Raw genomic sequence first — 14212 nt, forward strand, 5'->3', positions numbered from 1 at the left:
GCGTCCAGCCTTAGACCGCTACCGCCCGCTGCTCACTGCGCCGCAACACCCGGGTCTTGTGCAACGTATCGGCACAGGTCTTCGCCGCTTCCTGGCCCTTGTGCACGAAATGCTCGAAGAAGAATTTCTGATGCTCTTCCCCTGCATGGAAGTGATGCGGCGTAAGCACGACCGAGAATACCGGCACTTCGGTTTCCAGCTGGACCTGCATCAGGCCGCTGATCACCGATTGGGCGACGAACTCGTGACGGTAGATGCCGCCATCCACCACCAGGCCGGCGGCGACGATTCCGGCGTAGCGGCCTGACTTGGCCAGCAGCTTGGCGTGCAGCGGGATCTCGAAGGCGCCGCCGACTTCGAAGAAGTCGATATCGCTTTCCTGATAACCCTGGTTGATCATTTCAGCGACGAAGCCTTTACGGCTCTGGTCGACGATTTCCTTGTGCCAGCAGGCCTGGATGAACGCGACGCGCTCACCTGGATGACTTTTGCTTTTGCTGTCGATTGCAGTGGGTTGCATGTTCTGGTTCCTGTTTGTGTGAAAAACAGGGCGTCATGAATCGAAGGGGATTCGAGGGTACGCCGCGTACAAGACAGTCGCAGTCGGCCCTTGGGTGCCAATCCCGTTCTCTCTTCATCCGGACTATGACCGTCGGCCCCGGAATCACACCGGGTCTGCTGACCTTGTCGCTACACCGTAAAACCGTGTATCGCCAAGCGCTCGCGGGCTATGCACGTTGCGTGCAATTACCGCCGGTGGGGAATTGCACCCCGCCCTGAGAACGTTTTTGCCGCCATGATGTGTGGCAGCGGAGGATTTTTAACACATAACCCCTTGTGGGAGCGAGCCTGCTCGCGATAACGGAGTGTCAGTCGCTATCAATGCTGACTGGAATTCCGCTATCGCGAGCAGGCTCGCTCCCACAGGTGTTTCGAATATCTGTTGGATCGTGCGTCTTTTCCATCCATCGGTCTTGATTATTCCTCGCCATGCCCGCAGTAATTGCCCTTCGAAAGGGAATTCCCCCACCAGCAACCGAGGCCAGATTCATGAGTGTTATCGATCTTCGCAGCGACACGGTCACCCAACCTACCGCCGGCATGCTCGATGCCATGGCCAGTGCGCCGACCGGCGACGATGTGTATGGCGAAGACCCGACCGTCAATCGCCTCGAAGCCGAACTGGCCGCGCGCCTGGGGTTCGCCGCCGCGCTGTTCGTGCCTACGGGCACCATGAGCAACCTGTTGGGGTTGATGGCCCACTGCGAACGTGGCGATGAATACATCGTCGGCCAGCAGGCCCACACCTATAAGTACGAAGGGGGTGGTGCGGCGGTACTCGGTTCGATCCAGCCTCAGCCCCTCGAGGTACAAGCGGACGGCTCCCTGGACCTGGCGCAAGTCGCCGCGGCGATCAAGCCTGATGACTTCCACTTTGCCCGCACCCGTCTGTTGGCCCTGGAAAACACCATGCAGGGCAAGGTCCTGCCGCTGGAATACCTGGCCCGGGCCCGGCAGTTCACCCGGGAGCATGGCCTGGCCCTGCACCTGGACGGCGCGCGGCTGTACAACGCGGCGGTCAAGTTGAATGTCGATGCCCGGCAGATCACGCAGTACTTCGATTCAGTATCGGTGTGCCTGTCCAAAGGCCTCGGCGCGCCAGTGGGCTCGGTCCTGTGCGGCAGCGTCGAGTTGATCGGCAAGGCGCGCCGTCTGCGCAAAATGGTGGGCGGCGGTATGCGCCAGGCCGGGATTCTCGCGGCGGCGGGGCTGTATGCCCTGGAGCATCAGGTCCAGCGTCTGGCCGATGACCACGCCAGTGCCCAGCGGCTCGCCGAGGGCTTGCGGGCGGCGGGTTACCAGGTCGAGCCGGTGCAGACCAACATGGTCTACGTGCAAATGGGCGAGCGGGCCGAGGCGATCAAGGCATTTGCCGATGAACGGGGCGTCAAGCTCAGCGCCGCACCACGCTTGCGAATGGTGACGCACATGGACGTGAGCGCGGCGCAAATCGACCAGGTGGTCGCCACTTTCGTCGAATTTTCCCGCCACTGACCCGTCAACCGGGCCAATTGACAGTTTCTATCGCATAAACACGCTGTACCCCACGCGCAGGGCCGATATAATGCGGCCCTTTGCCGTTGCTTCGTCTGTTGACGTTTTGCACAGGCCTTTGGCCGCAGCCTCCGTGGAAGAACCTAATGAAAAGCGCAGAAATCCGTGAAGCCTTCCTTCGCTTCTTCGAAGAGCAAGGCCACACCCGAGTAGCCTCCAGCTCTTTGATCCCGGGCAACGACCCGACCCTGCTGTTCACCAACGCGGGGATGAACCAGTTCAAGGACTGCTTCCTGGGCCAGGAAAAACGTGCCTATACCCGTGCGGTAAGCAGCCAGAAATGCGTGCGTGCCGGCGGCAAGCACAACGACCTGGAAAACGTCGGCTATACCGCACGTCACCACACTTTCTTCGAAATGCTGGGTAACTTCAGCTTCGGTGACTATTTCAAGCGCGACGCCATCACCTTCGCCTGGACCTTCCTGACCTCCGACAAGTGGCTGAACCTGCCCAAGGAGAAGCTCTGGGTAACGGTCTACGCCACCGACGACGAAGCCTATGACATCTGGACCAAAGAGGTCGGTGTCCCGGCTGAGCGCATGGTGCGCATTGGCGATAACAAGGGCGCGCCGTACGCCTCCGACAACTTCTGGACCATGGGCGACACCGGCCCATGCGGCCCTTGCACGGAGATTTTCTACGATCACGGCGCCGACATCTGGGGCGGCCCGCCCGGCTCGCCGGAAGAAGATGGCGACCGCTACATCGAGATCTGGAACAACGTGTTCATGCAGTTCAACCGCACCGCCGATGGCGTGTTGCATCCGCTGCCAGCGCCGTCGGTCGACACCGGCATGGGCCTGGAGCGGATCAGTGCGGTGTTGCAGCACGTTCATTCCAACTATGAAATCGACCTGTTCCAGAGCCTGCTGAGCGCGTCGGCCAAGGCCATCGGTTGCACCAACGACAACCAGGCTTCGCTGAAAGTGGTGGCCGACCACATCCGTTCCTGCGGTTTCCTGATTGCCGACGGTGTTCTGCCGTCCAACGAAGGTCGCGGCTATGTGCTGCGCCGGATCATCCGTCGCGCCTGCCGTCACGGCAACAAACTGGGCGCCAAGGGCAGCTTCTTCTATCAGATCGTTGCGGCACTGGCGGCCGAGATGGGCGACGCCTTCCCCGAGCTCAAGTCCCAGCAGGCGCACATCGAGCGCGTACTCAAGGCTGAAGAAGAACAATTCGCCAAGACCCTGGAGCAAGGCCTGAAGATCCTCGAGCAGGACCTGGCCGAACTCAAGGGCAACGTGGTTCCGGGCGATGTGGTGTTCAAGCTGTACGACACCTACGGTTTCCCGATGGACCTGACCGGTGACATCGCCCGCGAACGCAACCTGACCCTCGACGAGGAAGGCTTCGAACGCGAGATGGAAGCCCAGCGGGTCCGCGCGCGTTCCGCCAGCTCTTTCGGCATGGACTACAACAGCCTGGTCAAGGTTGACGTGGCCACCGAGTTCACCGGTTATGCCGGCACCACCGGCTCGGCCAAGATCGTTGCCATCTATAAGGACGGGCAGTCGGTCGATATCCTGAGCGAAGGCCAGGAAGGCGTGATCGTGCTGGACAAGACCCCGTTCTACGCCGAGTCCGGCGGCCAGATCGGCGACAGCGGTTACTTGCAGGCCGGCAACTCGCGTTTCGACGTGCGTGATACCACCAAGACCGGCGGCGCCTTCCTGCACCACGGCGTGCTGGCTTCCGGCAGCCTGATGATCGCGGCCCCGGTGGCCGCTCATGTCGATGCCGAAGTTCGTCACGCCACGTCGCTGAACCACTCCGCCACGCACTTGCTGCACGCAGCGTTGCGCCAGGTGCTGGGCGAGCATGTCCAGCAGAAGGGTTCGTTGGTGGACAGTCAGCGCCTGCGCTTTGACTTCAGCCATTTCGAGGCCATCAAGCCTGAGCAACTCAAAGCGTTGGAAGACATCGTCAACGCCGAGATTCGCAAGAACTCTCCGGTAGAAACCGAAGAAACCGACATCGAGACCGCCAAGCGCAAGGGCGCCATGGCATTGTTCGGCGAGAAGTACGGCGACAGCGTGCGTGTGCTGAGCATGGGCGACTTCTCGGTCGAGCTGTGCGGCGGCATCCACGCCAACCGGACCGGCGACATCGGCCTGATGAAAATCATCAGCGAAGGTGGCGTGGCCTCCGGCGTGCGCCGGATCGAGGCGGTTACCGGCGCTGCGGCCCTGGCGTACCTCAACGCGGCCGAAGAACAACTCAAGGAAGCGGCAACCCTGATCAAGGGCAGCCGTGACAACCTGATCGACAAGCTGTCGGCCGTGCTGGAGCGCAACCGCTTGCTGGAAAAGCAACTCGAGCAGTTGCAGGCCAAGGCTGCCAGCGCCGCGGGCGACGATCTGTCGGCCCAGGCCGTGGACGTCAAGGGCGTGAAAGTACTGGCCGTGCGTCTGGATGGCCAGGATGGCAAGGCGCTGTTGGCGCTGGTCGATCAGCTGAAAAACAAACTCGGCCGCGCAGTGATCCTGCTCGGCAGTGTCCATGAGGAAAAGGTCGTTCTCGTCGCAGGCGTGACCAAAGACCTGACTGGCCAACTCAAAGCCGGTGATTTGATGAAGCAAGCCGCTGCGGCAGTGGGCGGTAAGGGCGGCGGTCGCCCGGACATGGCGCAAGGCGGTGGTACCGACGTCGGCGCACTGGACGCGGCACTGGCCCAGACCGTTGCATTCGTAGAGCAGGGTATTTAAGGCAGCGCCGCGGGCTCGTGGTCTAGTCACGAGCCCGATCGCTGTTGAGTGATTATTGGGCGCCCTTCATGGGCAGAGGCGGCTTTGAAATGGCTTTGATCGTACAGAAATTTGGAGGCACCTCGGTCGGCAGTGTCGAGAGAATCGAACAGGTCGCCGACAAGGTTAAGAAATTCCGTGATGCGGGCGATGACCTGGTGGTTGTGCTGTCGGCAATGAGCGGCGAGACCAACCGTCTGATCGATCTGGCCAAGCAAATCAGCGGCGACCAGCAACCGGTCCCGCGTGAGCTGGACGTGATCGTTTCCACCGGCGAGCAGGTGACCATCGCCTTGCTGGCCATGGCGCTGATCAAGCGTGGCGTGCCGGCGGTGTCCTACACCGGCAACCAGGTGCGTATCCTGACGGACAGCGCGCACAACAAAGCGCGTATTCTGCAGATCGACGACCAGAAGATTCGCAGCGACCTGAAGGCTGGCCGTGTAGTGGTCGTCGCCGGTTTCCAGGGCGTGGACGAGCACGGCAACATCACCACCCTTGGCCGTGGCGGTTCCGATACCACTGGCGTGGCACTGGCGGCGGCCCTCAAGGCCGACGAATGCCAGATCTACACCGATGTGGATGGTGTCTACACCACTGACCCACGGGTAGTGCCTGTGGCTCAGCGCCTGGACAAGATCACCTTCGAAGAGATGCTGGAAATGGCCAGTCTCGGTTCCAAGGTGCTGCAGATCCGGGCGGTCGAATTCGCTGGCAAGTACAACGTTCCGCTGCGCGTTCTGCACAGCTTCAAAGAGGGTCCGGGCACCCTCATTACTATCGATGAAGAGGAATCCATGGAACAGCCGATCATTTCCGGCATCGCTTTCAACCGCGATGAAGCCAAGCTGACCATCCGTGGCGTGCCAGACACCCCCGGCGTGGCGTTCAAGATTCTCGGCCCGATCAGTGCCGCGAACATCGAAGTCGACATGATCGTGCAGAACGTCGCGCACGATAACACCACTGACTTTACCTTCACCGTGCACCGCAACGACTACCAGTCTGCCGAAGCGATCCTGAAAAAAACCGCTGGCGAGATCGGTGCCCGGGAAGTGGTGGGCGATACCAAGATCGCCAAGGTTTCGATCGTTGGTGTCGGCATGCGCTCCCACGCAGGCGTGGCCAGCCGTATGTTCGAATCCCTGGCCAAGGAAAGCATCAACATCCAGATGATCTCTACCTCGGAAATCAAGGTTTCCGTGGTGATCGAAGAGAAGTACCTGGAACTGGCCGTGCGTGCCCTGCACACGGCTTTCGAACTCGACGCAGCCGCCCGACAGGGCGAGTAAAGCGTTGTCTTGAGGGCGCGGCTGGACCGCGCCCTTTGTTTTTCTGAATAGCGCGTCCCAAAACTGTTCTTTTGCCCGCGCTGGTCAATACTAGGCCTGTAGGCTTCGACCGTTTCGGTTGTAGGTCCAATGCCTCTTTTTTTGCAGACTGTTGTCCCTTAAGTGAATTGCGTGAGGAGAAAAGTATGCTGATTCTGACCCGTCGGTGTGCAGAAAGCCTGATTATTGGCGATGGCGAAATCACCGTGACCGTGCTCGGCGTCAAAGGAAACCAAGTGCGTATCGGCGTCAACGCCCCGAAAGAGGTTGCTGTACACCGCGAGGAAATTTACCTGCGTATCAAGAAAGAGAAGGACGACGAACCAAGCCATTAATTTTTATCGATTTTTATGTTTGCAAACGGGGATGAAGGTGGTTAATATACGCCCCGTGTTGCGGAGAGCTGGCCGAGTGGCCGAAGGCGCTCCCCTGCTAAGGGAGTACACCTCAAAAGGGTGTCGGGGGTTCGAATCCCCCGTTCTCCGCCATTATTCGTTTAGTGCGTCAAAGCCTGGCTTGATCGGTAAGTGATTGAAATTACTGAAAAAAGCGCTTTACAAAAGGAATTGACGACCTATAATGCGCGGCAACAAATGCACTCGTAGCTCAGCTGGATAGAGTACTCGGCTACGAACCGAGCGGTCACAGGTTCGAATCCTGTCGAGTGCACCATTTAAGAGTTTTTTGTAGCAATGCAAATAACTTGGCTTCAACCAGTTGTGATCTGGTATAAAACCACAACTTGCACTCGTAGCTCAGCTGGATAGAGTACTCGGCTACGAACCGAGCGGTCACAGGTTCGAATCCTGTCGAGTGCACCATATACCAAAAAGCCCGCGTTTAACGCGGGCTTTTTGCTGTCTACGATTTGCCCTTCACACATCCGCTCTCATCGAACACGACCTCTGCGCTGCGACCTTTCTTCGCCTTGTAGGTATACCGTGTGCTCGAATTGCGAATCTTGATTGAGTCTGGCTTGCCCAGGGCGCTCTCTACGTCCTGTTGGCTCATGCCGGCGATGATTCGTCGGTCGAGGATGGCATGGCGGCGTTGCCTGGCGTCGATGAGGTTCCCGCAGTGGTCCTGGAACTGGCCAACGACGGTCGGTTCCCTGCGGGTGGTTTTGTTGCTGGATGTTTGCCCACGCTCCGCTTCGGGCAGCATCGCCTCGGTCGTCGGTTCGGTCGAACCTGGGCGATACGGATGGATCTGTTGTAGTGACAGGGCTTCCCCCGCGCCGCAGCTCAGGGTCGTGAATGTAACGTGCCCTGCGATATTTTCGCAGCGATGCACGGTCTGCCCGACAGCCCACAACGGCAGGCAGGGCAGGCAGGCGAGCAGGAACAGGCAGTGGTTGAGGTGCATCCGGTTGTCCTCCTTGACGGTGCAGAAGAGAAGGGTAGTCGCTGCATTTGTGCCGGAGCGTGTGTTTTCTTTTCCGGATAAGTCGTCGTAAAGGGACAGGTTCAGCCTATGTTCAGGTTTGTCTCGCAAGCGCTTGTTCTTGCCATGATTTTTTAACGTTTTACAGCGTCAAGACAGCATCAAGCGGTGTATGATTGCGCCCGTCAGCCCCGCCGGGGCTTTGGAATATCTCCATGGACTTACCCAGTAGTTACTCAATATCTAGTTTTGCCAATCATGAATTAACTGATTGATCCTTCCGGCGTGCTCCACTGCTGGGAGTGGAGTTCGCCTATGACCCAAGTAGAAGTAAAAAAAACGCAGGAAAGCCTTCAGGATCGCCTCGCTCAAGTCGTTGAGCTGCTGCAGCGCCAGCGGGTCGTCGAAGACCTGACGCATCGCCAGGAAGGTCCGCATCATGATCGGGTCGAGAACCTGGTCCACCGGCAGAATCTCGTCGAGTTGCAACGCAAGCTCGATGATCTTCACTCCGCCGACGTTGCCTACATTCTTGAAGCCTTGCCACTGGAAGAGCGTCTGACGGTCTGGCAGTTGGTCAAGGCCGATCGCGACGGTGACATCCTGCTCGAAGTGTCGGACTCGGTTCGGGAAACCCTGATCGCCGACATGGATGATCACGAGTTGCTGGCGGCGGCCAAGGAAATGGACGCCGACGAGCTCGCCGACCTTGCGCCCGAACTGCCACGGGACGTTGTCCACGAACTGATGGAAGCCCTCGACGGCCAGCAACGTGAGCGTGTGCGCTCGGCGTTGTCCTATGACGAGGAGCAGGTCGGTGCGCTGATGGACTTCGAGATGGTGACGATCCGCGAGGATGTCAGCCTTGAAGTGGTCTTGCGCTACCTGCGGCGCCTCAAGGAGCTACCCGGCCATACCGACAAGCTTTTCGTGGTCGACTACGACGGCGTGCTCAAGGGCGTGCTGCCCATCAAGCGTCTGCTCGTCAATGACCCGGAAAAGCAGGTGGCTGAGGTCATGGCCAGTGATCCGGTGAGTTTTCACCCGGACGAAGACGCCTACGATGCGGCCCAGGCGTTCGAACGTTATGACTTGATTTCGGCACCGGTGGTCGACAAGAACGGCAAGCTGATCGGCCGTCTGACCATCGATGAAATGGTCGACTTGATTCGTGAGGAAAGTGAAAGCGAAGTCCTCAACATGGCCGGTCTGCGCGAAGAAGAAGATATCTTCGCCTCGGTCTGGAAATCCCTGCGTAACCGCTGGGCCTGGTTGGCGATCAACCTGATTACAGCCTTTGTTGCCTCTCGGGTCATTGGCCTGTTCGAGGGCTCCATCGAAAAGCTGGTGGCGCTAGCGGCGCTGATGCCCATCGTCGCCGGTATTGGCGGCAACTCCGGCAACCAGACCATCACCATGATCGTCCGCGCTATGGCGCTGGACCAGGTCAGCACCGGCAATACGTCGCGATTGATGCGCAAGGAACTGGTGGTCGCCCTGATCAATGGTGTGATCTGGGGGGGCGTGATCGGTGTAGTGGCTTACCTGCTTTATGGTAGCTGGTCGCTGGGCGTGGTCATGACCGCCGCAATGACGCTCAACCTGTTGTTGGCGGCATTGATGGGGGTGTTGATTCCCATGACTCTGGCCCGCATGGGGCGTGATCCTGCCATGGGCGCCAGTGTAATGATCACCGCCATGACGGACAGTGGTGGGTTCTTCATTTTCCTGGGGTTGGCGACGATTTTCCTGCTCTGAGTCGTTCATTCAGAAACCCGCCTGTTTGGCGGGTTTTTTATTGGTGCGCCAGGCATGGCGCGTTGCGCGAAGCGCAACCAGTTTGGCTATGGTGGCCACGCTGGTGACTTGGAGGTGAAAGTCCTCTACACACCCGGCAAGGGGAAGTGTTAGCCAGAGGCAAGGGTGTCGCGGGTGACCGCGAATCTGAAGGAAGCCCGAGGCAAAATGCTGGCCTGACGAACAGGAAGCGGATAGAGGCGGCGCAGCGGGTAAGAAGGCCAATATCTTCAAAGCCCAATACTTGCACGGAACGCTGTGACGTAGATCCGACAGGCATAAGCAGGAAGGTCGCGCGAATTACCCTGGGAGATCTGCACGTTTGCCACTGTGCTACCGGGCGTCGAGAGGCGACGGGATGAGCGTGCAGAAGTCAGCCGAGGCCGTAGTAAGTGACGAGTAACCCAGTCACCAAGGGCCGAACAGGTTATGCCGCCAGTAGGCGTCAGAGTCTCGTCGAATGTCGAAAAAGCAGAAATCTCTCCACAAGAGGGCTGTAACCCCAAGTCCCGGACGGAATCCGGGGTTTGTGGCTGGCAGTGCGCAGACATCGGCGGCGTCTGTGGTGTGGACGAACGCGGAGCTGGACACGCTGATGGAACGGGTGCTCGCACCCGCCAACCTCAGACGTGCGTATCAACGCGTGGTCAGTAACAAGGGCGCGCCGGGTGCCGATGGCATGACGGTCGCCGAATTGGCAGGCTACGTGAAACAGTATTGGCCGATCCTCAAAGCCCGACTGCTGGCCGGTGAGTACCAGCCGCAAGGTGTGCGCGCCGTTGACATCCCCAAACCCAAAGGTGGAACTCGGCAGTTGAGTATTCCCAACGTCGTGGATCGTCTGATCCAACAAGCCTTGCTGCAACAGCTCACGCCGATTTTCGACCCCCTGTTTTCGGACTACAGCTACGGTTTTCGTCCGGGCAGAAGCGCTCATCAAGCCATCGAAACAGCCCGTGCCCACGTGGCGGCGGGTCAGCGTTGGTGCGTGGAACTTGATCTTGAGAAGTTCTTTGATCGTGTTAACCACGACGTTCTGATGGCCCATATAGAGCGCCAAGTCGAAGACAAGCGAGTGCTCAGGCTAATCCGCCGTTACCTCGAAGCCGGGATCATGTCGGGTGGCATCGCCAGCCGACGGCAGGAAGGGACTCCGCAAGGCGGCCCGCTCTCGCCGTTGCTGTCGAACATCCTGCTTAATGAACTCGACCGCGAGCTGGAACGGCGGGGCCATCGCTTCGTGCGCTATGCAGACGATGCGAACATTTATGTACGCAGTCATCGTGCAGGCGAACGGGTCATGACCAGTGTTGAGCGTTTCCTGAATCAGCGTCTTAAACTGACGGTGAACCGGGAAAAGAGCCGTGTGGCACGGCCTTGGACCTGTGATTACTTGGGCTATGGGATGAGCTGGCACAAACAGCCGAAGCTGAAAGTGGCAACGATGAGTCTGGGTCGCTTGCGCGACCGACTCAGAGAGCTGCTGCGCGGAGTACGGGGTCACAAGATGGCGAACGTCATCGAGCGGATAAACCCCGTAGTGCGAGGTTGGGCTGGCTACTTCAAGCTCAGTCAGAGCAAACGACCACTTGAGGAGTTGGATGGTTGGGTGAGACGCAAACTTCGTTGTGTCATCTGGCGGCAATGGAAGCAGCCCTCTACGAGGGCGCGCAACCTGATGCGCCTGGGGCTCGACGAAGGACGCGCCTGTAAATCAGCGTTCAATGGCCGAGGCCCGTGGTGGAACTCCGGAGCGCCACATGTGAATCAGGCGCTACCGAAGAAGCTGTGGAATCGACTCGGACTGGTCTCGATACTGGATACGATAAACTGGCTTAACCGCATAGCCTGAACCGCCGTATACGGAACCGTATGTACGGTGGTGTGAGAGGACGGCGGATGTAAATCCGTCTCCTACTCGATCGCGGAATTTTCTGCGTCTCAATGCATCAATGCCAGTCGTGCAGCCAGCAACACAAAGGCTGACGAGAAGATGCGGCGCATCCACTGCAACACGGATGGACGCTCCAGAACATGGTGGCGCATCGATGCGCAGAACACGCCATAGATGACGAAGATGGCAAAGGTGATTGCCATGAAAATGAAGCTCAGTTGCAGCATGCGCCACGTGGCATTCGTCTCTCCTGGCGTGAGGAATTGCGGTAGAAAAGCGAGGAAGAAAATCGACAGCTTTGGATTCAGCAGATTGAGCAGGATGCCCGAACAAATCACCGCGCCATTCGAGGGCGGCGTTTTGTTCGGGTCAATGTGCAAGGCTCCATGGCTCTGGAGCGTGCTCCATGCCATCCACAGCAGATAAGCGACGCCAAGATACTTGATGATCTCGAAGGCCAATGGGCTGGCGTGCAGCAGTGCGGCGAGGCCCGTGATGGCTGCCAGCATGTGGGGCACGACCCCCAGGGTGCAACTGAATGCGGCTACCACGCTCGCGCGCCAGCCTCGGGCCAGGCCGGCCGCTACCGTATAGACTACGCCAGTGCCAGGCGAAGCGGCCATGATCAGGGATGTGGCAAAAAATTCGAGGTCCATGCGACGCTGCTCTTGGAGTCATGAAGTCTCCAGCCTGTCTGCGATGGCGAGGGGTGTCTTGAACGAAATTGCTAGTGGCTTTGCCGGGCGTACATACCTGGTGAAAATCCAAAGCTGCGCACGAAGCATCGAGTCATATGGCTCTGATCTGCGAAACCGCTGGCAAGGGACGCATCGGCCAGCGACATGCCCGCAGCGATCAACTGCCGTGCGCGCTGGATACGTCGTTGCAGTAGATAGGCGTGAGGGGGGAGTCCGCTCAGGCGGGTGAAGGCGCGCACGAGTTGAAAGCGGCTTAGGTCTGCTTCCTTGGCCAGCAACGCAAGCGACATAGGCGACTGCGGGTCGTCGTCGATCATGGTTTTCGCACGGTTTGCCGCGATACCTGGCGTCGGCGATATCGGCACGGGTTGATCCAGTAAATGTTCGAGCAGAAGCGAAAGCGTTTCATCTATCTTCATTTGGTCGCCAAACTCTTCGGCTTGGGCGATTGTTCGGTACAAGGTGCGGAATAATTCGGCCGCACGCCGGCTTTTCAGTACCGGATAAGCGAACTCGTGGGCGCATATACCCCCATCGTCCGTCATATCCTTGAATGCTTGGGTAATGAGCAGCGGGTCGAAATACAGCATCTGCCAGCGGCGCGTTCCTTCTCCAATGGGGGCTCCGTCGTGCACTTCGGCCGGATTGACCGATATAAGCTCGCCAGCAATCGCTTGCACGGGGCCTCGGCCGCTGGCAGAGCGTTGCGCCCCACGCAAAAGCAAGCCAATGCCGAAATGTTCGTGCATGTGCCGGACAAATGTTCGATCCGAATCGGCCTCGACGATTTCCACGCCCAGCCCTGCAATTCTTCTTACCTTGAATGCGTGACCTGCCATACAGGCCTCCCAGCCCGTGCTTTTAGCGGATCAATTTAGCACCGCTGCCATCTATCGGCAGCAGTGTGGGTGGGGAGTGACTCTGATGAGCGCTAGAAATGCAGGTATGGGCCAAACCCCAGGCAAAAAAAAGCCAGCACAAGGCTGGCTTGAGTGTTTTCTGTGTGATCAGGTCGCGTCTGCGGCCATTTCCACGTCATGGGCTATCAGCGAAACAAGGGCGTTCTGCTGGCGATGGGAGAGTTGTCGGAAGCGTTGAAGCAGCTCACGCTCATGCAACGACAGCTCCGGGCTGTCCAGGCGCATGCTCAACTCTTCACCCAACGCGCCTTCCTGAATAAGGCTTTGCTCAAGGCGCGCGATGATTTCAGAGTTCATGCTGCGGTGATGATTGCGAGCCACTTCGGCAATGCGTTCCCGCATTCCGTCTGGCAGACGTACGACGAATTTGTCAGCCGTACGGCTGGAATAAATTGCCTGTTTCAATGGGCGCATATATTTAACCGGTTAGTTCAGGGGAGCGGTTCTCGGGATTGGCCGCAGGATGTCGATAGGACAAGCTCCATTGCCAAATGTTCAACCTGAATTGTTAAGAGGCCCGCATCATGCCTCAAAATTGCCAGATCATTGGCGCCAATTCTGTGACAAATTCTGATCCGGGTAAAGGCGTTATGCCAGTACCCTTCATCAAAAAATGCGGACTGGTTGGTAAAAATCAACAGGTCCGCATCTGTGACCGTCGGATTGTGTCTATGTGCCATACCGTCTGGCGGATAACGGAAATGGACAAAAACGCGTGCCGTCCCTGTCTTGTACAGGATAGTGGCAAATGGCCGATTTACTAGGATAAGTGAGCCAGGACAGATGAATGGCGGCCAAACTTGGCGTTCACGGACGGTCAGCCTTACAGGGAGTACCATTTGCCTACACTTAAAAAGCCATGGGCGACATGACAAACGCAGGGTAGGTCGTTAACATGCACGCCGTCCTACGCACCGCGTCTCTTGTGGTCAATTCGTGTCTCAGTAGCTCAATTGGATAGAGCATCCCCCTCCTAAGGGGAAGGTTGGCAGTTCGAACCTGCCCTGGGACACCATTATAAACAGTGGGTTAGCGAAATCATCGCTGACTTTTCCGGTTTGCATCCCTATCTACCGCACGATCAACCTAGGCCTGAGCGCGATGTTCAGTCCAGGCACCGCCATTTCTCCCCCTTAGCTGTGACCGATTGCCCATTTCTAGCCATTTGTATCGAGGATATTTCGGTAATGCGAAACTTTCTCCCCCCTTTGCTATCTGACCGTCTCGGTACGTTGTAGGACTTTTCCTTCGTTTTCGATGGAATCTGTACCTCTTTTTTATCTGTGTCAGCGCCAATGCCGCGTCCGGCGGGCCTGACTCATCGTGT

Annotated in this window: 10 protein-coding genes, 4 tRNA genes, 1 pseudogene and 1 riboswitch; of the genes and pseudogenes, 10 read left to right on the forward strand and 5 right to left on the reverse strand. The window is 58.3% G+C overall.

Features of this window, described 5'->3' with window-relative positions; all coding sequences use genetic code 11:
• Positions 1-10 precede the first annotated feature (10 nt).
• Entirely contained in the window at positions 11-520 is a 510-nt protein-coding gene (locus tag GN234_RS25495; protein ID WP_109753914.1) for a 6,7-dimethyl-8-ribityllumazine synthase, read from the reverse strand.
• A gap of 101 nt (positions 521-621) precedes the next feature.
• Positions 622-788, reverse strand: a riboswitch (FMN riboswitch).
• Between the two features lie 262 nt (positions 789-1050).
• Here GN234_RS25495 and ltaE point away from each other — a divergent pair.
• From ltaE to GN234_RS25530, 7 genes are all read left to right on the forward strand, one after another.
• Complete coding sequence (gene ltaE / locus GN234_RS25500; protein ID WP_109753915.1) at positions 1051-2055, forward strand: low-specificity L-threonine aldolase; 1005 nt, start codon at positions 1051-1053, stop codon at positions 2053-2055.
• Positions 2056-2201: 146 nt separating this feature from the next.
• The gene (gene alaS, locus GN234_RS25505) at positions 2202-4823 is read left to right on the forward strand and encodes an alanine--tRNA ligase (protein ID WP_176689240.1); all 2622 of its coding nucleotides are present in this window, start codon (positions 2202-2204) and stop codon (positions 4821-4823) included.
• An 89-nt stretch (positions 4824-4912) separates the two neighbouring features.
• Entirely contained in the window at positions 4913-6154 is a 1242-nt protein-coding gene (locus tag GN234_RS25510; RefSeq protein ID WP_109753917.1) for an aspartate kinase, read from the forward strand.
• Between the two features lie 185 nt (positions 6155-6339).
• Positions 6340-6528 (forward strand): carbon storage regulator CsrA, encoded by a 189-nt coding sequence (gene csrA / locus GN234_RS25515; RefSeq protein WP_003178872.1) that lies wholly within the window; start codon positions 6340-6342, stop codon positions 6526-6528.
• 62 nt (positions 6529-6590) lie between these two features.
• Positions 6591-6681 (forward strand) — tRNA-Ser (locus GN234_RS25520).
• 107 nt (positions 6682-6788) lie between these two features.
• Positions 6789-6865: transfer RNA gene (locus tag GN234_RS25525), tRNA-Arg, on the forward strand.
• Between the two features lie 72 nt (positions 6866-6937).
• A tRNA-Arg gene (locus GN234_RS25530) sits at positions 6938-7014 on the forward strand.
• Between the two features lie 40 nt (positions 7015-7054).
• Here GN234_RS25530 and GN234_RS25535 read toward each other — a convergent pair.
• Positions 7055-7558, reverse strand: coding sequence for a cell envelope protein SmpA (locus GN234_RS25535; RefSeq protein ID WP_176689241.1), 504 nt, complete (start codon positions 7556-7558; stop codon positions 7055-7057).
• A 333-nt stretch (positions 7559-7891) separates the two neighbouring features.
• Here GN234_RS25535 and mgtE point away from each other — a divergent pair, with 333 nt between their 5' ends.
• Together mgtE and ltrA are read left to right on the forward strand one after the other, a co-directional pair.
• Positions 7892-9334, forward strand: a complete 1443-nt coding sequence (gene mgtE, locus GN234_RS25540) for a magnesium transporter (protein ID WP_109753919.1) — start codon at positions 7892-7894, stop codon at positions 9332-9334.
• Between the two features lie 468 nt (positions 9335-9802).
• Positions 9803-11225, forward strand: a pseudogene (gene ltrA / locus GN234_RS25545) (group II intron reverse transcriptase/maturase).
• Positions 11226-11314: 89 nt separating this feature from the next.
• Here ltrA and GN234_RS25550 read toward each other — a convergent pair.
• The 3 genes from GN234_RS25550 to GN234_RS25560 all read right to left on the reverse strand — a co-directional run bounded on the left by GN234_RS25550 (position 11315) and on the right by GN234_RS25560 (position 13299).
• Positions 11315-11923, reverse strand: a complete 609-nt coding sequence (locus GN234_RS25550; RefSeq protein WP_176689242.1) for a LysE family translocator — start codon at positions 11921-11923, stop codon at positions 11315-11317.
• A 71-nt stretch (positions 11924-11994) separates the two neighbouring features.
• Positions 11995-12804: an AraC family transcriptional regulator gene (locus GN234_RS25555; protein ID WP_176689243.1), complete on the reverse strand. Its 810-nt coding sequence runs from the start codon at positions 12802-12804 to the stop codon at positions 11995-11997.
• 168 nt (positions 12805-12972) lie between these two features.
• The gene (locus GN234_RS25560) at positions 12973-13299 is read right to left on the reverse strand and encodes an Arc family DNA-binding protein (RefSeq protein WP_109753922.1); all 327 of its coding nucleotides are present in this window, start codon (positions 13297-13299) and stop codon (positions 12973-12975) included.
• Between the two features lie 524 nt (positions 13300-13823).
• On the opposite strand from GN234_RS25560, the gene GN234_RS25565 reads away from it, so the two are divergent.
• Positions 13824-13900, forward strand: a tRNA-Arg gene (locus GN234_RS25565).
• The last annotated feature ends 312 nt before the right edge of the window (positions 13901-14212 follow it).

It is taken from the genome of Pseudomonas bijieensis, assembly GCF_013347965.1.
Classification (GTDB): domain Bacteria; phylum Pseudomonadota; class Gammaproteobacteria; order Pseudomonadales; family Pseudomonadaceae; genus Aquipseudomonas; species Aquipseudomonas bijieensis.

Excerpts from the sequence above, each read along its gene's own strand:
- GN234_RS25560 (WP_109753922.1), bottom strand. The coding sequence starts at position 13,299 with ATGCGCCCATTGAAACAGGCAATTTATTCCAGCCGTACGGCTGACAAA.
- GN234_RS25555 (WP_176689243.1), bottom strand. The coding sequence starts at position 12,804 with ATGGCAGGTCACGCATTCAAGGTAAGAAGAATTGCAGGGCTGGGCGTG.
- GN234_RS25535 (WP_176689241.1), bottom strand. The coding sequence starts at position 7,558 with ATGCACCTCAACCACTGCCTGTTCCTGCTCGCCTGCCTGCCCTGCCTG.
- GN234_RS25510 (WP_109753917.1), top strand. The coding sequence starts at position 4,913 with ATGGCTTTGATCGTACAGAAATTTGGAGGCACCTCGGTCGGCAGTGTC.
- alaS (WP_176689240.1), top strand. The coding sequence starts at position 2,202 with ATGAAAAGCGCAGAAATCCGTGAAGCCTTCCTTCGCTTCTTCGAAGAG.
- GN234_RS25495 (WP_109753914.1), bottom strand. The coding sequence starts at position 520 with ATGCAACCCACTGCAATCGACAGCAAAAGCAAAAGTCATCCAGGTGAG.
- GN234_RS25550 (WP_176689242.1), bottom strand. The coding sequence starts at position 11,923 with ATGGACCTCGAATTTTTTGCCACATCCCTGATCATGGCCGCTTCGCCT.
- ltaE (WP_109753915.1), top strand. The coding sequence starts at position 1,051 with ATGAGTGTTATCGATCTTCGCAGCGACACGGTCACCCAACCTACCGCC.
- csrA (WP_003178872.1), top strand. The coding sequence starts at position 6,340 with ATGCTGATTCTGACCCGTCGGTGTGCAGAAAGCCTGATTATTGGCGAT.
- mgtE (WP_109753919.1), top strand. The coding sequence starts at position 7,892 with ATGACCCAAGTAGAAGTAAAAAAAACGCAGGAAAGCCTTCAGGATCGC.